The sequence below is a fragment of the Nocardia sp. NPDC058640 genome (genome assembly GCF_042716995.1).
Lineage (GTDB): Bacteria > Actinomycetota > Actinomycetes > Mycobacteriales > Mycobacteriaceae > Nocardia.
Map to the genome: position 1 here is coordinate 1 of NZ_JBHXRG010000044.1, position 20,662 is coordinate 20,662.

The 20,662-nt window shown below is 67.6% G+C and carries 14 protein-coding genes, 1 tRNA gene and 1 pseudogene; 5 read left to right on the top strand and 11 right to left on the bottom strand.

Features of this window, described 5'->3' with window-relative positions; translation table 11 throughout:
• Positions 1-235 precede the first annotated feature (235 nt).
• The 5 genes from ACFWU5_RS27260 to ACFWU5_RS27280 form a co-directional block, all read right to left on the bottom strand.
• Complete coding sequence (locus ACFWU5_RS27260; protein ID WP_379269723.1) at positions 236-1,273, bottom strand: tyrosine-type recombinase/integrase; 1,038 nt, start codon at positions 1,271-1,273, stop codon at positions 236-238.
• The gene (locus ACFWU5_RS27265; protein WP_379269725.1) at positions 1,270-1,692 is read right to left on the bottom strand and encodes an AbrB/MazE/SpoVT family DNA-binding domain-containing protein; all 423 of its coding nucleotides are present in this window, start codon (positions 1,690-1,692) and stop codon (positions 1,270-1,272) included. Before ACFWU5_RS27265 ends, ACFWU5_RS27260 begins: the two co-directional genes overlap by 4 nt.
• 72 nt (positions 1,693-1,764) lie before the next feature.
• Positions 1,765-2,802: a tyrosine-type recombinase/integrase gene (locus ACFWU5_RS27270; protein WP_379269726.1), complete on the bottom strand. Its 1,038-nt coding sequence runs from the start codon at positions 2,800-2,802 to the stop codon at positions 1,765-1,767.
• The gene (locus tag ACFWU5_RS27275) at positions 2,799-3,233 is read right to left on the bottom strand and encodes a hypothetical protein (RefSeq protein WP_379269728.1); all 435 of its coding nucleotides are present in this window, start codon (positions 3,231-3,233) and stop codon (positions 2,799-2,801) included. Before ACFWU5_RS27275 ends, ACFWU5_RS27270 begins: the two co-directional genes overlap by 4 nt.
• Positions 3,234-3,414: 181 nt before the next feature.
• A tRNA-Leu gene (locus ACFWU5_RS27280) sits at positions 3,415-3,496 on the bottom strand.
• A gap of 393 nt (positions 3,497-3,889) precedes the next feature.
• Here ACFWU5_RS27280 and ACFWU5_RS27285 point away from each other — a divergent pair.
• Positions 3,890-13,210, top strand: a complete 9,321-nt coding sequence (locus tag ACFWU5_RS27285; RefSeq protein WP_379269730.1) for a fatty acid synthase subunit beta domain-containing protein — start codon at positions 3,890-3,892, stop codon at positions 13,208-13,210.
• 11 nt (positions 13,211-13,221) lie between these two features.
• Positions 13,222-13,650 carry a holo-ACP synthase gene (locus tag ACFWU5_RS27290; RefSeq protein WP_379244892.1) on the top strand — a complete coding sequence of 143 codons (429 nt, stop codon included), beginning with the start codon at positions 13,222-13,224 and terminating at the stop codon, positions 13,648-13,650.
• Between the two features lie 13 nt (positions 13,651-13,663).
• On the opposite strand, the gene ACFWU5_RS27295 is transcribed toward ACFWU5_RS27290, so the two are convergent.
• Positions 13,664-14,284 carry a TetR family transcriptional regulator gene (locus ACFWU5_RS27295; RefSeq protein ID WP_379245130.1) on the bottom strand — a complete coding sequence of 207 codons (621 nt, stop codon included), beginning with the start codon at positions 14,282-14,284 and terminating at the stop codon, positions 13,664-13,666.
• Positions 14,285-14,603: 319 nt separating this feature from the next.
• Here ACFWU5_RS27295 and ACFWU5_RS27300 point away from each other — a divergent pair, with 319 nt between their 5' ends.
• A complete protein-coding gene (locus ACFWU5_RS27300; RefSeq protein ID WP_379269732.1) occupies positions 14,604-15,815 on the top strand; it encodes a hypothetical protein in 1,212 nt (403 codons plus the stop codon).
• Positions 15,816-15,867: 52 nt separating this feature from the next.
• On the opposite strand, the gene ACFWU5_RS27305 is transcribed toward ACFWU5_RS27300, so the two are convergent.
• Both ACFWU5_RS27305 and ACFWU5_RS27310 read right to left on the bottom strand, forming a co-directional pair.
• On the bottom strand, positions 15,868-16,635 hold the full coding sequence (locus ACFWU5_RS27305) for an ABC transporter permease (RefSeq protein ID WP_379269734.1): 768 nt from the start codon (positions 16,633-16,635) through the stop codon (positions 15,868-15,870).
• Positions 16,632-17,573, bottom strand: a complete 942-nt coding sequence (locus ACFWU5_RS27310; protein ID WP_379269736.1) for an ATP-binding cassette domain-containing protein — start codon at positions 17,571-17,573, stop codon at positions 16,632-16,634. Before ACFWU5_RS27310 ends, ACFWU5_RS27305 begins: the two co-directional genes overlap by 4 nt.
• Positions 17,574-17,684: 111 nt before the next feature.
• Between ACFWU5_RS27310 and ACFWU5_RS27315 the strand changes: the two genes are divergently transcribed.
• Entirely contained in the window at positions 17,685-18,398 is a 714-nt protein-coding gene (locus tag ACFWU5_RS27315) for a TetR/AcrR family transcriptional regulator (protein WP_379269738.1), read from the top strand.
• Here the strand turns inward: ACFWU5_RS27315 and bcp are convergent, their stop codons facing one another.
• Positions 18,399-18,872 (bottom strand): thioredoxin-dependent thiol peroxidase, encoded by a 474-nt coding sequence (gene bcp, locus ACFWU5_RS27320; RefSeq protein ID WP_379269740.1) that lies wholly within the window; start codon positions 18,870-18,872, stop codon positions 18,399-18,401.
• A 75-nt stretch (positions 18,873-18,947) separates the two neighbouring features.
• Between bcp and ACFWU5_RS27325 the strand changes: the two genes are divergently transcribed.
• Positions 18,948-19,181 (top strand): DUF3618 domain-containing protein, encoded by a 234-nt coding sequence (locus ACFWU5_RS27325; protein WP_379269742.1) that lies wholly within the window; start codon positions 18,948-18,950, stop codon positions 19,179-19,181.
• 68 nt (positions 19,182-19,249) lie between these two features.
• Here ACFWU5_RS27325 and ACFWU5_RS27330 read toward each other — a convergent pair whose 3' ends face one another.
• Together ACFWU5_RS27330 and ACFWU5_RS27335 are read right to left on the bottom strand one after the other, a co-directional pair.
• Complete coding sequence (locus ACFWU5_RS27330; RefSeq protein ID WP_379244906.1) at positions 19,250-19,546, bottom strand: excalibur calcium-binding domain-containing protein; 297 nt, start codon at positions 19,544-19,546, stop codon at positions 19,250-19,252.
• A gap of 132 nt (positions 19,547-19,678) precedes the next feature.
• Positions 19,679-20,655: pseudogene (locus ACFWU5_RS27335) on the bottom strand (pirin family protein).
• Positions 20,656-20,662: the final 7 nt, after the last annotated feature.

Here is a 20,662-nt window from a genome sequence, read left to right on the forward strand (position 1 = left end):
TGGGGAACTTAGATGTCCATCACCGGGGAGCTTTCATGTCCGCGATTGGGGATGCTTCGAGACCGCGATTGGGGACTATTCCATGTCCGCTGACAATCAGCGCGGATACCGTAATGACAGAACTGCGAACCCGCTGGTCAGCGGATTCGCAGTTCTGGGGCGTGCCCCCGGTAGGAATCGAACCTGCGGTCTCGGATCCATTGTCGGCTTCGCGGTGTAATGGCCGGGTTCGCCACTACGCAGCTGTAGCGGGAGAAGAATTGTCCCTCGGGCTCGCCATCGGGTGGTTTTCGCCGGTCATCGCCGCAAGTGCGTCGGATACCTCCTGGACTGTCGCCCTGACGTAGGTGAGGGTTGCGCCTGCGTGTCCGCTGAACTCGGCGTGCCCTGCGAAGGCGCGGGCGACGGCGTATCCGAAGTGGCGTTCGACCCAGGTGAGAGTGGTGTGGCGGAGCCAGTGGGCGGTGATCTGTTGGGTGGCGACTGGGCGGAGGTGTTTGCCGATCCGGTTCCAGATGTAGTCGTATCGGCGACCGGTGATGGGTGCTCCGGTCCTGTACCGAAGTAGTTGTTCGCCCTCGGCGGCTCCGCGTTCGATGTGCTGGATCAGAGATGCCATCAGAGTCGGTGAGACTGGTTGCCACCGTGTGGTGCCGCCCTTTTCGCGGAGTTGGATCAAGCATTGTTCGCGGTCGAGGTCTTGCGGGCGCAGCGCGAGGGCACCGCTGCGCCGGCAGGCGGTTTCGATGTGGAGGCGCAGGATGAGCGTGTCGAGTTCGGGGTCGTTGCCGGTTGATGCGGCGACTCGGTTGATTTCGGCGAGGAGGTGGTCCGGAATTGCACGGCGGTTGTTCGGGAGTCGGCGGGGTTTGACGATGTGCTGGGCAGGGTTGTCCGCTTGGGGGATGTGGCCGTCGGCTTCGGCTTGGCGGTAGAGCGCGCGTAGGGCGTTGACCATGTGTTCGGCGGCCGAGCGGCCTCCGCGTGAGTTTCGGCGGACGACGGCTTGTTGTTTGGTTCGCTCGATGATCTCGCGGATTTCGAGGTGGGTCGGTTCGGTGAGTCGGCGGTGTCCCCACTCGTTGACGATGCGGTGCCAGTACGGGCCGTAGGCGCGCCGTGTGCCAGGTGGAACGGCTGCCTGGAGATCGTCGACGTACTCGCTGAATGTCGGAATGGGTCTCGCCCGGTCGGCGGAGCCGATCAGGTCTTCCGGTCGGAATCCGAGCCGGGCGAGGAGGAGCTTCGCGGCATCGATCTCGGCGGGATTCACGACGGCCAGATTTCGGAGTCGAGGGCGCGGAGCGCTTCTCGGACAAGGGCTGAAGGGTAGATGGCCAGTCGGCCGGGCTCCTCGACTGTCACCACCAGGACGCGGTCGTTGACCCCTATGCCGACGCAGTGGCGGATGTCTGCTGGAAGTTGGAGATAGCCGCGGCGGTCGATGGTGGCTGAGGAACCTGGGGTGCGGCTGACGACGACCAATCCGTTGGCCACTCGGCACGACACCGGGTCTCGCGGCAGCCACTGTAGGGATTTCAGTGCCGATCGGTCGCCGAGTCGGCCGTTGATGTCGACGGCTGAGATGGCGAGGTGTCTATTGGGTGATCGTCGTAATGGGCGGGCTTGGAGCGCGGGGAGGGGCAGGCCGAAGTCAGGTATGGCATTTTGCTCGTCAGCGATGGAAGACATGGGTGGGTGGCCCCATTCGAGCAGCGGCGTGGGTCGTGAACTGGACGTCGGTGAACTCCGCCGCTGCGACGACTATTCGACATCGAGGTCAACGCGCCGTTCGCTTGCTGTCTCGAGGAGGGGGTGGGGTTCGCCGGTCAGGACCGAGAGCGCGGCGACGACCTCGAGGAGATTCGATTTGACGTAGGTCATTGTCGTGCCGCCGGTCTTGCCGCGGTGCCCGGCGTATTCGCGGGCGATGGCGAAGCCGAAGTTTCTTTCGACCCAGGTGATCGTGGTGTGGCGGAGCCAGTGGATGGTGACGCCCTGTGCCAGCACCCAGGGAATGGTGTCGCCGAGCCTGTTCCACAAGTGGTCATATCGCCTGCTGGTGATCGGTTTGCCGTTGAGGTAGCGCAGCAACTGCCCGGATTGCGGGCTGTGTCGCTCGTGGCCGTGCGCGACGAGGTGGCGCATCAGGGTGGGGGAGACCGGTTGCCAACGGTCGGTGCCCTCCTTCTCCCGGAGGTAGATGAGGCACTGGTCTGGGTCCAGGTCGTGAGGGCGGAGGGAGAGGGCTCCGCTTCGGCGGCAAGCGGTCTCAATGTGCAGGCGCAGGATCAGCATGTCCAGTTCAGGGTCGTTGCCGGAAGTCGCTGCGGTGTCGAGAATTTCGGTGAGTTGATTCGCGGGGATGGCGAACCGGCGTGAGGGTCTGCGAGTGGGCATCGAGGCCCGCCGAGCGGGATTGTCGGACGGGCGGATCCAGCCTTGGTCTTCGGCGTAGCGATAGACGCACCGCACCGCCGCGATGAAGTGCTGTGCGGCGGTGTTTCCGCCTCGGGATGCCCTATTCACTCGGCTGGTTGCTCGTACGTGGATGGCCATGTCGTCGAGTTCCGAGGTCGATACGTCATCGAGGTGCCGATGACCCCATTCGCGCTCGAGGCGGTCGAGGTGGGTGCCGTAGGTGCGGCGTGTGCCCGCGCCGAGGCGGTCGCGCACCGTGGGGACGATCTCGCTGAACACGGGTACTGCGGTGTGTGGCGTGACGAGATCCGCCGGAGAGATCCCCATCTGTGTGAGCAGAACTCGTGCTGCGGCAACGGTTTCGGAGTTGGTGGTCGTCACCGGGTCACCGCTCCCAGCAGTGCCAAGCTGGCGTGCAGGCGTTCGTCGAGCGCTGCGGGTGGGTGGACGACCAGCTGCCGATGACGGCGATGGCCGATCAACAGCACTCGGTCGCCGATGAGGAGGCGGGTTTCCCGGCGGCGGCGAAACGGAATCCGGAAGAACCCATCTGCGGTGACCTGGACCGGCCCGTCGTGGGTCGGGATGACCAACATGGTCGCCTCGTGCACGCGGATTGTCAGCCGGGTTCCGAGTGTCCAGTTCAGCGCGCGCAGGACGTGGCGGTCGTTGATCCGGCCGCTTTCGCCGACCGTTGACATGCCGTAGACCACGTCGTGGTCGCGCGGACGGATCGTCGGTTTCGGCTGGGTGCGTGGGCCGCGGATCAGTTCGTCGAGGGGTGCCTGAGGGGGAATCAGTGGCGGGATCATCGCGACACCCGCACGGGGCGAAGCGGCCGCTGGCGGGCGGATTCTGGCAAATTTGCTAGAAAATTTTGCCGGTCACCAGGCTGTTTTCGCAGGTCAGAAGCAAAAATCATCGTAACCCTCCGTGTGTTCGAGTGGGCTCGAACACACATCCGTTAGATGTAGCAAATCTGCTGCGTTTTTGTGCGCGAGGGGGGACTTGAACCCCCACGTCCGTGGACACCAGAACCTAAATCTGGCGCGTCTGCCAATTCCGCCACTCGCGCTTGGTGCGTGCCCGATCCCTGGGGATTAGGTACGACCGTCCAAACTCTACCGGGCGAATCGCAGTGTGCGAAGCGTTGGGGCGGCGTGGCGTACTCGTGGGTAACACTACCTGGGATTATAACGATTCGGTAAACCTCAATGTGAGGGGTGCTCATGTTTGAGACTCGGGGTAACGGGTTGGACCTGCGGGTTCAAACGTGAGGTGGAGTCATGTTTCAGATGGTTTTGGTACGGGCGTACGGAAATACTGGGCAGTAGGGCGTGGCTGGGTGGGAAACGTGAGGCTTTCCTCATGATTTTGTGCGATTGTGGCTCTCAACAGGCCCTCGGGGCTGCCGGAAACGTGTGCGTGCCGACGGTGGCGGCACGCCAGGAGAAGGAAGTGCAGCGTCTTGACGATCAACGAGAGCACCGCAATCGGCACGGAAGCGGCCACGAAGACCAATGGTCGTGGGTCGGCCAGGGGTGCCCGCGCGGCGTTGCTGGAGCAGCTGCGCACCGGGGCGGGGTACGCGTTGGCGTTCGGTGGGCAGGGTGCGCAGTGGTTGCGCGAGCTCGAGGAGATCGGGCGCGACAGTGCGCTCGAGCCCGAGCTGACCGCGCTGGTCGACGAGGCGGCCGTGCTGCTCGAGCCGGTGGCGACGCAGTTGCTGGTGGTGCGGCCGGGCGGTTTCGACCCGATGGGGTGGCTGCTGGACAGCGAGCTCGACGAGCCGGAGGAACCGTCGTCGGCGCCCGCGGACTCGGTGCTGCGCTCGGTGCCGGTGTCCATGCCGGGCGTGCTGCTGGCTCAGCTGGCCGCGACCAGGGCTCTCAAACTGCAGGGCTTGGACCCGAACGAGAACGCGCCGGTCGCGATCATCGGACATTCGCAGGGGCTGTTCGCCGCCGCCGCGGTGGAGGCCGGTGGCACGCGGGACGCGGAGCTGCTGGCCATCGCGCAGCTGGTCGGGGCGGCGGCGGGGCTGGTCGCGCGTCGGCGTGGGCTGATGCCGGTGGGCGAGCGGTCGCCGATGGTCGCGGTGTCGAATGTGGATCCGCAGCAGTTGCGCGCGATCGTCACCGAGGTGGCCGAAGGTGTGGATCCCGCGATCGCCGCGGTGGTGTCGATTCGCAACGGGCGTCGGCGTGTGGTGATCTCGGGTGCGCCCGCGCAGATCGATCGGGTGCGCACGCGTTGCGCGCAGCTGCACGACGAACAGACTCGTGAGCGCGAGAGCAAGGCCCGCGGTGGTGCGGTGTTCGCGCCGGTGTTCGAGGACATTTCCGTCGATGTCGCCTTCCACCATCCGGCGCTGGCCGAGACGGTGGACCTGGTCGCAGGGTGGGCTCGACACTGCGAGCTCGACGCCGAGCTGGCCGCCGCGCTGACCCAGCAGGTGCTGGTGGACCCGATCGACTGGGTCGCCACCGTCGACGCCGTGGTCGAGGCGGGCGCGCAGTGGATCCTGGATCTGGGCCCCGGCGACCTGCTGTCGCGGGTGACCGGCGGTTCGCTCAAGGGCACCGGTGTCGGCGTGATCGCGGCCGCCACCCGCGCGGGTCAGCGCAGCCTGCTCACCCCCGGTGCCGCGCCGGAACCGTCGACGCCGTGGTCGGCGTTCGCGCCCAAGCCGGTGCGTCTGCCCAACGGACGCGTGGTCGTGGAGACCGCGTTCACCAAGCTCACGGGTCGCTCGCCGATCCTGCTCGCCGGCATGACCCCGACCACCGTCGACGCGAAAATCGTTGCGGCCGCGGCGAATGCGGGGCACTGGGCCGAGCTGGCCGGTGGTGGACAGGTCACCGAACAGATCTTCGCGGACCGGATGACCGAACTGCGTCAGCTGCTGCAGCCGGGTCGCGCGGTGCAGTTCAACTCGCTGTTCCTCGACCCCTACCTGTGGAAACTGCAGCTGGGCGGCAAGCGTCTGGTGCAGAAGGCACGGGCGGCGGGTGCGCCGATCGACGGTGTGATCGTCACCGCGGGCATCCCCGAACTCGATGACGCGGTCGCGCTGATCGGTGAGCTGTCCGAGGCGGGCATCAGCCACGTCGCGTTCAAGCCGGGCACGGTCGCGCAGATCAAGGCCGTGCTGCGCATTGCCGACGCGGTACCGGACTATCCGGTGATCATGCACATCGAAGGCGGCAAGGCCGGCGGTCACCACTCGTGGGAAGACCTCGACGACCTGCTGCTGGCCACCTACGCCCAGCTGCGCGCGCACACGAATGTGGTGGTCTGCGTCGGCGGCGGCATCGGCACGCCCGAGCGCGCCACCGACTACCTGACCGGCACCTGGTCCACCGGTTACGGCTACCCGCTGATGCCGTTGGACGGCGTGCTTGTGGGCACGGCCGCCATGGCGACTCTCGAAGCGACCACCGCGCCCGCGGTGAAGCAGCTGCTCGTGGACACTCCCGGCACTCCCGATTGGGTCGGTGCGGGTACCGCGAACGGCGGAATGGCTTCCGGCCGGAGCCAACTGGGCGCTGACATCCACGAGATCGACAACGCCGCTTCGCGCACGGGCCGTCTGCTCGACGAGGTCGCGGGCGATGCCGACGCTGTGGCCAGTCGTCGCGCCGAGATCATCGCGGCACTGGACGCCACCGCCAAGCCCTACTTCGGCGACGTCGCCACCATGACCTACCAGCAGTGGCTGGAACGCTATGTGTCCCTGGCTGTTTCGAGCGACGTACCGATCTCGTTCGATTGCGGCAGCGACATCGGTGACGCGATCCGCGACGCCACCCGCTCGGACTGGCTCGACATCAGCTGGCGCGACCGTTTCGCGGACATGATGCGGCGCACCGAATCTCGGCTCAACCCGGCCGACAGCGGCGAGATCGAGACCCTGTTCGCCGACGACACCGCCTTCGAACACCCGGTGCAGGCGCTGTGCGCGCTGAAGAAGCAATACCCGTCGGTCGCCGACACCGTGCTGCACCCCGCCGACGTGCCGTTCTTCGTCTCGCTGTGCAAGACGCCGGGCAAGCCCGTGAACTTCGTGCCCGTCGTGGACGCCGACGTGCGGCGCTGGTGGCGTTCGGATTCGCTGTGGCAGGCGCATGATTCGCGCTACAGCGCCGATCAGGTGTGCATCATTCCTGGCACTGTCGCCGTCGCGGGGATCACGCGGGTGGACGAACCGGTGGGTGAACTGCTCGATCGGTTCGAACACGACACCGCGATTACCCTCGTCAAGGCCGGTATGGACCCCGAGTCGGTGGACGCGCGCCGGGTCGCCGGTGTGGTCACCGGTCCGATCGACACCGTGCTCGCCGCCCCTGACGTGCAGTGGGCCGGGCGCACCACCGTGAACCCGGTGCATCGTCTGGGTGGCATAGCGGAATGGACCGTCGAGCGGGGGAGCGCGGTGCATCGCAGCACCGGCGCGACCCTGACCGAAACCACCGGTCCCGAAAGCGAATTCAACTATGTGGAGCTGACGGTGCCGCTGGCCCGTGACAGCGTGCGCATCCGCATCACCGTGCCCGCGAGCGTGTATTCCGGTGGCGCACCGGTGATCACCGACGCCGACGCCGAAACCGCGATGTCCGCACTGCTCGGCGTAGCCGCCGGGAAGGCGCTGCCCGAGGTGAAAGCCGGTGTGGCACACCTGAACCTGGCCTGGATGCCGGATCTGATCGCCGACCATGCCGGTGTCACGGGCTCCGGTCTGCCCGATACCCTCAGCACTCTGGGGCGCACCGCCCCCGACGTGCTCGTGGGCGCCTGCTGGCCCGCGGTGTTCGCGGTGCTCGGCGCGGCCCGTACGCCGGTCGGTGGCTGCGTGATCGAAGGCATGCTCGACCTGGTCCACCTGGACCATCAGATCGAGCTGTTGAACGAACTACCGTCGGAGACAAGCATTCTCGTCGTGCGCGCCGAAGGTGGCGCGGTGGTCGACACCGATATGGGTCGCGTGGTCGAGGTTGTGGTGAACGTCGGCCTGATCCTGGATCAGGGACTGGACGCCACCCCGCTGGCACGCCTGGTCGAACGTTTCGCCATCCGCGGCCGCAACGGCGCCGGCGAACTCACCGACCCGCCCCGCGCGGCCGGTGCGGTCTCCGGCAACGCCACCGACACCCCGCGCCGCCGTCGTCGCGACGTGCAGATGGCCGCCCCGCGCGCCATGCACGCCTTCGCGGCGGTCTCCGGCGACCACAACCCGATCCACACCTCCGACGCCGCCGCCAAACTGGCAGGCCTCGGCAGCCCGATCGTGCACGGCATGTGGCTGTCCGCCGCGGCTCAGCACGCGGTAGTAGCGGTGGATCCCGAAAGTTCCGTTCCCGCACGCACTCTCACGGCATGGACCACCCGGTTCCTCGGCATGGTGCGCCCCGGCGCGACCGTGGACGTGCGGGTGGAACGGATCGCGGTGGACGCGGGCGCCGAGATCGTCGAGGTCTCCTGCCGCGTCGACGGTGACCTGGTCATGACCGCGACCGGGCGCACCGCCGCCCCGAAGACCGTGTACGCCTTCCCCGGTCAGGGCATCCAGCGCAAGGGGATGGGCCTGGACGCGCTGACCCGCTCGAAGGCGGCCAAGCAGGTGTGGGAGCGTGCCGACGCGCACACCCGCGAAGCCCTCGGTTTCTCGATCTTGGCGGTGGTGCGCGACAACCCCACCTACCTCAAGGCGCGCGGCGTCGAACACCGGCACCCCGACGGCGTGCTGCACCTGACCCAGTTCACCCAGGTCGCCATGGCGACACTGGGTGTGGCGCAGGTCGCGGAACTGCGCGAAGCCGGTGCGTTCGTAGAGGATTCGATGCTGGCCGGGCACTCGGTCGGCGAGTACAACGCCCTGGCAGCAGTGGCCGGTGTGCTGCCGCTGGAAGCCGTGCTCGAGGTGGTGTTCCAGCGCGGTTCGGCCATGCACGAGCTGGTGCCGCGTGATGCCAAGGGGCGCAGCGACTATCGGATGGCCGCCATTCGTCCGTCGCAGATCGGGCTGCCCGATGCCGAGGTGATCGACTTCGTCAACGGCATCGGTGCGCAGACCGGTGAGTTCCTCGAGGTCGTGAACCTGAACCTGCGTGGTTCGCAGTACGCGATCGCGGGCACTGTCGCCGGGCTCGAAGCATTGGAAGCCGAAATCGACCGTCGCCGTGCCGAATTCGGTGGTAAGCGGGCGTTCATCCTGGTGCCCGGCATCGACGTGCCGTTCCACTCATCGGTGCTGCGCGACGGAGTGCCCGAGTTCCGGCACAAGCTCGGCCAGCTGCTGCCCGCCGAGGTGCACCCGGAAGTCCTTGTCGGACGCTACATTCCGAACCTGGTGCCCCGCCCGTTCTCCCTCGACCGCGAATTCCTCACCGAGATCGCCGAACTCGTGCCGTCCGAGCCGCTCGCGGCCGTTCTGGCCGACTTCGACAGCTGGGCCGAGCGCGATGCCGAGCTGTGCCGCGTGGTGTTGATCGAGCTCCTCGCGTGGCAGTTCGCCAGCCCGGTCCGCTGGATCGAAACCCAGGACCTGCTGTTCACCGACACCGCGCACGGCGGGCTCGGCGTGGAACGTTTCGTCGAGGTCGGCCTCGGTGCCACACCGACCGTGGCGAACCTGGCCACCCAGACGCTGAAGCTGCCCGGATTCGGCGGTGCCACAGTCGAAGTCGTCAACGTCGAGCGTGACGCGGCGGTCGTCTACTCCACCGACACCGACCCGGCCCCCGTCGACGACAGCGACATCGACGAGACCCCCGCCGAAGCACCGCAGGCCGCAACCCCCGTTGCCGCTGCCGCGCCGGTCGCCACCGGCGGCCCGCGCCCCGACGACATCGCCTTCAGCGCCGCCGACGCCACCCGCGTACTCATCGCACTGTGGACCAAGCTGCGCATGGACCAGATCGGCCCCGTCGACACCATCGAAGGCCTCTGCGACGGCGTCTCCTCACGCCGCAACCAGCTGCTGGTGGACCTGGGCGCCGAACTGTCGCTGGGTGCCATCGACGGTGCCGCCGACGCCGACATGGGCGCACTCGCCGCCACCGTCGAACGCCTGGCCCGCACCTACAAGCCCTTCGGCACCGTGCTCACCGACGCCATCGGCGACCACCTGCGCAAGGTCTTCGGCCCCTCGGGCAAGCGCCCGGCCGCGGTCGCCGACCGGGTCAAGAAGGTCTGGGAACTGGGCGACGGCTGGGTCAGCCACGTCACCGCCGAAGTGTCGCTGGGCACCCGCGAAGGTGCCAGCGTGCGCGGCGGCGACCTCGGCGGCCTGTCCGGTGCGCTCACCGCCGCGGCCTCGGTCGACGCCGTCATCGACGCCGCGGTGCAGGCCGTGGCGGCGCGACGCGGAGTCTCGGTCTCGATGCCCTCGGCGGGCGGCGCGGCAGGCGGCACCGTCGACGCGGCCGCACTGGGCGAGTTCACCGAACAGATCACCGGACGCGACGGCGTGCTCGCCACCGCGGCCCGGGTCGTGCTCGAACAGCTCGGACTCAGCGACAAGATCAGCGCACCCGAAGCCACCCCCGACACCCTCGCGGACCTTGTGTCGGCCGAATTGGGTTCGGACTGGCCACGTTTGGTCGCACCCGCGTTCGATGCCCGCAAGGCCGTGCTCATCGACGACCGCTGGGCCACCGCCCGCGAAGACCTCGCGAAGATGTGGCTCGGCGACGATGCCACCACCGCACAGCAGTCGATCGACGGATTCGTCGCTGCCGGGGAAGCCGTTGCTGCCCAGGCGAATTGGTGGCGTCAGCGGGCGATGCGTGAGGCCCGCTCAGTGCTGGCCGGGGTGTACGCGCAGATCGCCAAGGCAGCGATGGACACCACCGAGCAGGGCCTGTGGTCGGAAGACCTCGCCGTAATCACCGGTGCCAGTAAGGGTTCCATCGCGGCGGCCGTCACCGGCAAGCTGCTGTCCGGTGGCGCGACCGTCGTGGTCACCACCTCCGGCCTCAACGACGAGCGGCTGCGGTTCTACCGTTCGCTGTACCGCGACAACGCCCGTCACGGCGCGGCGCTGTGGGTGGTCCCGGCCAATATGGCCTCCTACCAGGACCTGGACGCGCTGATCGACTGGATCGGCACCGAGCAGGTCGACAACGCGGGCGGCGCCAAGATCAAGGTCAAGGACGCCATGACCCCGACCATGCTGCTGCCGTTCGCGGCACCGCGCGTGGCCGGCGACCTGGCCGACGCGGGCGCGCGCGCCGAGATGGAAATGCGCGTGCTGCTGTGGTCGGTGGAACGCCTGATCGGCGGCCTGTCCGCGATCGGTGCCGACCACGACGTCGACGCGAAACTGCATGTGGTGCTGCCGGGTTCGCCCAACCGTGGCCTGTTCGGCGGCGACGGCGCCTACGGCGAAGCCAAGGCCGCACTGGATGCGGTGGTGCTGAAATGGAAGGCCGAAAAGTCCTGGGCCGCACGGGTAACGCTGGTGCACGCGCTCATCGGTTGGGTGCGCGGCACCGGGCTGATGGGCCACAACGACCCCATGGTCGAGGCCGTGGAAGCCGCGGGCGTGCACACCTGGTCGACCGACGAAATGGCTGACGAACTGCTCAAGTGGTGCACCTCGCGTGCCCGTCAGGTCACCCTCACCGGCCCGCAGCAGATCGACCTCACCGGCGGTCTGGCGCGTGCCAAGCTCGACCTGCCCGCGCTGGCCAAGCGGGCGCAGGAAGCCGCAGCGGAGAAGACGGAAGAAGCCGCCGACAAGGCGACCATTGCCGCGCTGCCCGCACCGCCCACCCTGAGTTCGGCACTGCCCGTGCCGGATTGGGCACCGGTCACCGCGGACCTGAGCGAGATGATCGTCATCGTCGGCGCGGGCGAACTCGGCCCGTACGGCTCCTCGCGCACCCGCTTCGAGATGGAGGTCGAAGACAAACTCTCGGCCGCCGGGGTGCTCGAACTGGCCTGGACCACCGGCCTGATCCGCTGGGAGAACGAACCGAAGCCGGGCTGGTACGACACCGAATCCGGTGACTTCGTACCCGAAGCCGAAGTGGCGGAACGCTTTCACGACACCGTCGTCGAACGCTGCGGTGTGCGCCGCTACGAAGACGACGGCGCCATGCTCGACAACGCCGCCCCGCTGCTCACCTCGGTCTTCCTCGACCAGGACCTGACGTTCACCGTCGGCAACGAGGCCGAGGCGCGCGCCTTCCACACCGCCGATCCCGAGCACACGATCATCGCGCCCGTCGACGGCGCGGGCGACTGGACCGTCACCCGCCAGGCGGGCACCGAGATCCGCGTGCCGCGCAAGGCGAAACTGTCCCGCGTGGTCGGCGGCCAGATCCCGACCGGCTGGGACCCCACCATCTGGGGTGTGTCCGCCGATATGGCGGCCTCGATCGACCGGGTCGCGCTGTGGAACATCGTGTGCACCGTGGACGCGTTCGTCGGCGCCGGTTTCAGCCCCGACGAGCTGATGAGCTGGGTGCACCCGAGCCTGGTGGCCAACACCCAGGGCACCGGCATGGGCGGCATGTCCTCGATGCGCTCGCTGTACGTCGACAACCTGCTCGGCGAACCGCGACCCAACGACATCCTGCAGGAGGCCCTGCCCAACGTCGCCCTGGCGCACGTGGTGCAGTCCTACGTCGGCAGCTACGGCGCCATGGTGCATCCGGTTGCGGCCTGCGCCACGGCGGCGGTGTCGGTGGAGGAAGCGGTCGACAAGATCCGGCTCGGTAAGGCCGAGGTCGTGGTCGCCGGCGGGTTCGACGATCTGGGTATCGAAGGCATCGTCGGCTTCGGCGACATGTCGGCCACCGCGGACTCGGCGGCCATGCGCGCCAAGGGAATCAGCGATCGCTACTTCTCCCGCGCCAACGATCGTCGTCGCGGCGGGTTCGTCGAATCACAGGGTGGCGGCACCGTGCTGCTGGCTCGCGGTGACGTGGCCGTGGAGATGGGGCTGCCGGTACTCGGCGTTGTCGCCTTCGCGCAGTCGTTCGCCGACGGCGTCCATACCTCCATTCCCGCACCGGGTTTGGGCGCGCTGGGTGCCGGGCGGGGCGGGCGCGAGTCGCGACTGGCGGCCGAACTGCGCAAGCTCGGCGTCACCCCTGACGACATCTCGGTGATCTCCAAGCACGACACCTCCACTGCTGCAAACGATCCCAACGAGTCCGAGCTGCACGAGCGGCTCGCGGGCGCACTGGGTCGCACCGACGGCGCACCGCTGTTCGTGGTCTCGCAGAAGAGCCTGACCGGCCATGCGAAGGGCGGCGCCGCGGCGTTCCAGCTCATCGGGCTGTGCCAGGTGCTGGAAAACGGTGTGGTGCCGCCGAACCGGAGCCTGGACTGCGTCGACGAGAAGATGGCCGCCTACCCGCACCTGGTGTGGGCGCGCGAGCCGCTGCGCTTCGGCGAAAAGTTCGCGCTGAAGGCAGGTTTGGTGACATCGCTGGGCTTCGGTCACGTGTCGGGATTGCTGGCGGTCGTTCATCCGCAAGCGTTCCTGGAGGCGATCGAACCGGCGGCGCGGGCGGAGTACCAGGAGCGGGCGCAGGCGCGTGCACTCGCGGGCAGGCAGCGGTTCGCCGAGGCCATGTGCGGTGGGTCGGCGCTCTACGAGAAGCCCGCTGATCGTCGACTGGGTGCGGAAGGCACGTCGGCCAAGCAGATTCGACAGCTGGAAGCCGACATGCTGCTCTCGCCGCAGGCCCGACTCGACAGCGACGGCGTGTACAGCGCCAACGGATGGGGTTGCGGCACCGGGCAAATCGCCGCGCAGCCGCACGAAGCGTCGTAGGCTGCCGCTTCGTGACCATTCTCGGTATCGGCTTGGACCTGGTGACCATCTCCGAGTTCGCCGAACAGCTGCAACGGCCCGGGTCGGCCATGCTCAGGGAGACGTTCACCGCCGGTGAACGCCGCTACTGCCAGAGCAAACAGACCGACCCGGCCCGCAGTTTCGCCGCCCGTTGGGCCGCGAAAGAGGCGGTGCTCAAAGCCTGGGCAGCGTCGCGCTTCGCACGCAGTCCGCAGATCGGCGACAACCCGTACCCGCTCATCGAAGTCGTCAACGACGCGTGGGGCAGGCCGAGCATCAAACTGCACGGCCTGGCCGCGGAATTCCTGCCCCGCGTGCGCGTGCACCTGTCGTTGACGCACGACGGTGACACCGCCGCGGCGATGGTGGTGCTGGAAGATCCGGGCGAGCTCGCCGACCTGATCGACGGCAGAAACTAGAACTCGCGGACCGTCATCCTTCTTCGGCGGTCCGCGATTCTTTTTCTGCGACAAGCAAATACGCGACCATCAGGCGCTTGAGTTCGGCGACGGCGTCCTTGTTGGACTGATCTTCCTGCACCGAGAAATTCAGCATCGAATACACCACGTGCACCAGCACTTCGGCCATCATCGTGCGCCGGGCGGGCGGCGTGCGCGGGGTCAGCGGGCGCAACATCTGCGACACGACCGCCGCGAATTCCTTCTCGTGCAACGCGCCCGTCGCCCGCGTCGACGGCGTGGACTGCATCGCCAACCACACCTCGCGCCGCGACGGATCGGTGGTCCACAGGTTCGCCATGTGGTCGACGAACTGGTTCATGTGCCGCAACCAGTCCAGTGACGGGACCTCACCGTGGAAGTCGGCCAGCTCGCGCGACACCGCGACCAGGTCCTGGCGATTGAGTTCGCACACGATCACGTACTTGTTCGCGAAGAACTGGTACAGCGTGCCGATCGGCACCTCGGCGCGCTGGGCGACCTCTTCACAGGTGAACGATTCGAAACCCACCTCGGTGAGCAGCTCGCGCGAAGACGCCAGCAGCGCGTCGAACTTGCGCTTGCTGCGCTCCTGGGTCGGCCGCTTGCGCGGCATCAACTCCTGCGGGTCGTCCTGCAATTCCAGCGCAGGGTCCGGACGGCTCTGCGGTGACCGGGCCTGCGCGTGTACTTCCACCCATCCAGGCTAGCGGTATCCGCACGTCCGCGACGCCGCTCTCCCGACAGCGTGTCAACAACTGGCCGAAATCCCGACCCATCCGGTTGCCGACCGGTGACGAATCATCAGATAAGTGTGCGTCTATCTGCACGCTTATTCGCGGCTAGCCAGCTTTCGCCGCATCAGACGTATCGCGAAGTGACGGACCCGCGCGGTCCCGTCCCGCACCGTTTCGCTCAGGGGAAGGGCAAGGCTTGTGTCTGCAGGATCTGTGGTAACCCTCGGCGTCAGCACCGAGCGGGGGGCCGTGCACGCGGTGGCGTTCGCGGAATCGGGCGTCACTTTGACCGACCGGATGATGCTGCGGCGCACCGTCCGTGCGGGTGGCGACGGTAAGGCCGATGTGGCGGCGGCGGTGCACACCGCGCTGGACGCGATCGCGACCGATCTCGACGACCAGCACGAGATCGCCGGGGTGGCAGTCAGTTACCGCGACGCCAATGAGCGGCGCGCGATCGTCACCCGGCTGGCGGCCACCGAATGGCATACGGCGTCACTGGTTTCGGCGAAGTCGGCACATCTGTTCGTCGCGGGGGCGATGACCTGGCTCGACGAGTTCGACAATCTGCTCGTGTTCGAAGCGGTGCCCGGTTACCAGGCGATGACATTGGTCGACGCGGGTCGTCACCGGGTGCTCGCGGCCTACTCGCAAACCGGCGCGCCGACGCCTGAAGCCTTGCGTGCGGGTGTGTCGGCGGCGTGGGATCAGTTCGAGGCCGCGTCGGTGCAGCCCAGTGCTGTGGTGCTGATCGGTTCGTCGTCGGACGCGCCCGCGGTGCGTGACGCGGTGGCCGGGTTCGGGGTGCCGGTGCTGCCGTGTCGGTTGGCGCCGTTCGCGCCCGCTGCCGGTGCCGCGCTGGTCGCGTTGGGTGACACGGTCGTGGTGCCGGTGCCGATCGGCGCGCGCTCGCGGCGGGGGACCGCGATGGTCGCCGCGGCGGCGAGCGTGTTGGCGGGCGGGCTGGTCGCGGGTGGTTCGTACGCGGTGATGAACGGTGGCGCGCCGACGGTCGACAACACTGCGGTGTCGTCGGAGCCCGGTGTCGCGACCGCCCCGGCGGTTCCGCAGACCCCCCAGCAGGAAGTCGCCGATTCCGGTTCGGCCGGTGGTGTGGCGTCGGGCAGCGGGTTGCAGGTGAGCCCGGCCGAAGGCACCCCGACCACGCCGTACGAGACGGTGTCGCCCAATCCGCAGCTGGTGAACCCGGGCGAGTTCCCCCTGGACTATCCGACGCAGCTGTACGGAGATGCGCCCGAAGAGGATCCGCTGCCGCTGGAACCGGTCGCGCCGCTGTCGCCGCCGATCCCCGCCGCCGTGCCGACACTGCCCGGCACCGGCATCCCGCTCGGTATGCAGCCGGCGCAGGCCGGTGTCCCGGACGGCCCGCGCACCGAGTCCGCCGACTGATCTTCGCCACATCGACAAGGGGGCAGCGCATCGCTGCCCCCTTTCGTCGTTGTCACACGCTGGTGCGCCGCCGGAACAGCACGCCCGCCGCGACATACCCGACCAGCGCGATGCCCGCACACCACAGCACCGCCAGCAATCCGCTATTGCCGATCGGCGTGCCCATCAACAACCCGCGCAGCGTTTCGATCACCGGCGTCACCGGTTGGTTCTCGGCGACCCAGTGCAGCCAGGTCGGCATCGACTCCGGCGGCACGAACGCCGAACTGATATACGGCAGGAACATGAACACGAACGTGAAACCGTTGGCCGCCTCCGGGTTTCGCGCGAGCAGGCCCAACGCGGCCGCCAACCACGACAGCGCGAACACGAACATCGCCAGCACACCGAACACGCCGAGCCAGCGCAGCGGATCGGTGGTGGGCCGAAAACCCAGCGCGACCGCGACCGCGACCACGATCGCCGAGGTGATCAGGTTGCGGAGCACGCTCTCGGCGACGTGCCCGGACAGCACCGCCGACCGGGCGATCGACATGGTGCGGAACCGGTCGATGATGCCCTCGGCCAGGTCGGTGGACAGCGCGATCGCGGTGGTGGCCGCGCCGAAACTCGCACACAGCAAGATTATTCCGGGCACCACATAGTCGATGTAGGCGCCGGGCCCGACCTCCATGGCGCCGCCGAACACGAACACGAACATCAGCAGGATCATCACCGGCAGCACGACCGTCATGATCATGGTGTCGGGGCTGCGCAGGGTGTGGCGGATATTGCGGTCCAGCATGGTGGCCGAATCCTGAAGTGCGCGGGTGGCATTCATGCTGCTACCTCTGTTCGTTCGGTGAGGGCGAAGAAGACATCGTCGAGGTCGGGGGTGTGCACGGTGAGCTGTTCGATCGCGATGTCGAGGTCGGCGAAGCGGTCGAGCAGTTGTTTGATCTGGACGGCGCTGCCGTTCGAGGGCACCTGCAGGGACAGCTGTTCGGGATCGACACGGCCGTCCACGGCGTGCGCGGCGGCTGCCAGCAGGGTGCGATCGGCGAAGCGGAACTGGACGTGTCCGCCCGGGACCAGGCGTTTGAGTTCCGCCGGGGTGCCGTCGGCGACGATGCGGCCGTGGTCGAGCACCGCGATGCGGTCGGCGAGTTGATCGGCCTCCTCCAGGTACTGGGTGGTCAGCGCGATGGTGGTGCCCTGCGCCGCCAATTCCCTGATGGCAGACCACACGTCGCGTCGGCTGCGCGGGTCCAGGCCCGTGGTCGGTTCGTCGAGGAACACGATGCGGGGCTTGCCCATCAGGCTCATCGCGAGGTCGAGCCTGCGTCGCATTCCGCCCGAGTAGGAGTCGACGGGCTTGTCGGCGGCGTCGACCAGGTCGAAACGTTCGAGAAGTTCCGTGCTCAGGCGGCGGGTCTCGTGCTTGCCCAGGTGGAGGAGTCGGCCGGTCAGGCGCAGGTTTTCGGTGCCGGTGAGGATGCCGTCGACGGCGGTGTACTGGCCGGTGACGCCGATGAGGCGGCGGATCGCATCGGGGTTACGGGCGAGGTCGTGGTCGAAAACGTGCACGTCGCCGTGGTCGGGATCGATCAGGGTGGACAGGATGCGGACCAGGGTGGTCTTGCCCGCGCCGTTGGGGCCCAGCAGGGCGAACACGGTGCCCGCGGCGATGTCCAAGTCGAGGTCGTCGAGCACGACGTGCGCGCCGAAAGTCTTGCGCAGGTGTCGGATCGACAGAGCCGGTGGTTGTTCGGGTGCCATGAGTTCTCTCCGATCGAGAAACTGTTTATGCGATATAATTCGTTTATAGGTTAAACAGTTCTTTGGCGCAAGAGAAGCGGGGTTTACAGTCGAGGCGAGCAGAGGAGGCAGATGACGACATCGGGTGAGCTCCCGCGCGCGGTCGAGCTGATGTGGGGACTCGAGCAGCCCGGCGGGCGTGGGCCCAAACGGGCGCTGACCCTGGATCAGATCCTCGACGCGGCCACCGAGGTGGCGGACGCGGAGGGGTATGCGGCGCTGTCGATGAACCGGGTCGCCAAGCAGCTCGGGTTCACCGCGATGTCGCTGTATCGGTATGTCGATAGCAAGAACACGCTGGTCGACCTACTGATGGACCGGGTCGTCGGCCCGCCGCCCGAGGTCGCGCCGGGCACGCCGTGGCGGGCGGGGCTGGAAGAATGGGCGCGCGCGGAGTTCGCGCGATTGGGCCGGCATTCGTGGTGGTTGGACATCCCGCTGAGTCGCCCGCCCATGGGGCCGAACAACATGGCCTGGCTCGACACCGCGCTGGGCGTGCTCGCTGAAACGGGAGTGCCGGACCCGGTCAAGCTGCAGTTGGTGATGAACCTGTCGATGTTCGTGGTGGGTAAACGGCGGTTCCTGCGCGACTTGGAAACCGAGGAGGGCGGCGACTTCATCTCGGTGATGGCCCGGGTGCTCGACCCGCAGCGCTTCCCCGCGGTGTCGGCCGCGCTGTCCAACGCCGCGTTCGACGATGACGACATCGAGTGGGAGCAGGCCGATTTCGAATTCGGCCTGGCCCGGTTGCTCGACGGTTACGACGTGTTCATCGCCAAATTCTGACTACACCGACAGATCGCGGCGCAACTTGGCGACGTGGCCGGTGGCGCGCACGTTGTACTGGGCGACCTCGATCTTGCCCTTTTCGTCGACTACGAACGTCGAACGGATCACGCCGGTCACGGTCTTGCCGTACATCATCTTCTCGCCGAACGCACCCCATTCTTTGAGCACCTCACGCTCGGGGTCCGACAGCAACGGGAAGGTCAGGCCCTCGTTGTCGCGGAATTTCGCCAGCTTGGCGGGCTTGTCGGGCGAGATGCCGAGCACGTCCAGACCCGCACCGCCCAGCTCGGCCAGGCTGTCGCGGAAATCGCAGGCCTGCTTGGTGCAGCCGGGTGTGCTCGCGGCAGGGTAGAAATAGACGATCACCTTGCGGCCGTGGTAATCCGACAGCGACACATCGTTGCCGTCGGCGTCGGGCAGCGTGAACTCGGGGGCGGTGTCTCCGGGAGACAGGCGTTGGTTGTCGGTCACCACCGCACGGTAACCGACCGGTCCGACAAGACGCATGGATAGACTCGGTGACGAGCAGCAGACATTTACCTGGAGGTGACGGTGGCCAAGGACGACACCGACCGGATCGAACGCGAGATCGAGCTCGCGCGTACCCGGTTGGCGACCACGCTGGACGAACTGGCGGTACGCGCGGATCCGCAACGGATCGCCGACAACACCAAGAACATGGTGGTCGCCAAGCTCAACGAGCCCAAGGTCAAGTACACGCTGATCGGAGCGGGTGCCCTCGTGGCCGGCCTGGTCCTGATCAAGATCTTCCGCCGCTGAACCAGCAGGCCCGACCAACGAAAACACCCGATGCGGCATGAGCGGCATCGGGTGTTTTTGTGTGCTTCTTACTGGGTGGGGCAGGCCAGGCCGTCGCCGTCGGGGTCCAGGTGGGGGGAGTAGCCCGCCTCGCCACGGAACAACGGCGCGCGACCCGCGGCCATCGCCTCGTCGCAGCTGCGGAACGCGCCGCCGGCCGAACCGGTCTGGACCAGGTTGGCCGAGCCGGTCGCACCGAGAATGGAGTCGAAGCTGGACGAACCCGTGCCCGCCGAGCCCGCGAACGGGTTGGCGCTGGCGACGGGAGCGGCGATCAGGGCAAGCCCTACGGCTGCGAGGCTGACGGTGAGCCGGCGAACGTTCATGTATTCCTCGATGTCTGCTGCGTTTCAGTGTGGGCGCGGCCACGATGGGCCGCTAGGCCCCGTCCACCTTGGTGACGGGGCGACCGATTGTCAACCGCACGGCACCGCGGGTTCGCCGGGAGTAGCGGTCGGTTATTCGCCCAGCCTGCGCCCGGTCAGGTGTTCCGCCGGAATGGTGCCCATGCGACCCGCGTTGAAATCCTCCATCGCTTCGATGATTTCCTGACGGGTGTCATCACGAACGGCCCGTATTGAATCACCGGTTCGCGCAAGGGAGTTCCGCCCAGCAGCAGGACTTCCAGGTCGCCGGTGGTGGTGTGCTGGGTGGTGTCCGCGGCCAGCGTGATGGCGTCGCCGGGGCCGAAGACCACCAGCTGCCCGGCGCGGATCGGCCTGCGGTCGGTGCCGACGGTGCCGCTGCCGGACAACACGTAGGCCATGGCCGTGAAGTGTTGCGGCCACGGGGTTTCCAGCTGCGCGCCGGGGTTGATCGAGGCGTGCGCGTAGGCGATCGGGGTCTGGGTGGAGCCGGGACCGGCGAAACCGGCGACCTCGCCCGCGATCAGGCGAACCAGTGCGCCACCGTCGTGCGAACTCACCAGTGTCAGTTCACTACTGCGCAGATCCTGGTAGCGCGGCGTCGCGAACTTCTTCGCGCGCGGCAGGTTCACCCACAGTTGGATGCCGTGGAAGGTGCCGCCGGAGATCACCAGTTTCTCCTCGGGCAGTTCGTCGTGCAGCATGCCCGAGCCCGCGGTCATCCACTGGGTGTCGCCCTCGCCGATGGTGCCGCCGCCACCTTGCGAATCGTGGTGGACCATGGTGCCGTCGAGCATGTAGGTGACAGTCTCGAAACCGCGATGCGGGTGCCAGGGCGCGCCCTTGGCCTCGTACGGCTCGTACGCGACCGGGCCCATCTGGTCGAGCAGGATGAACGGATCGGCCGAGCGCAGGTCGATGCTGGGGAACGGTCGGGTCACTTCGAAACCGGCGCCTTCCTGCTGACGCGCGGCGGTGACGATCTGGCGGACGGGACGCTGGGTTTCGGTGACATCGGGGCGGGGCAGCCGGGGCAGCACCATGATGTCGTCGACGGTGATAGCGGGCATGGGACGC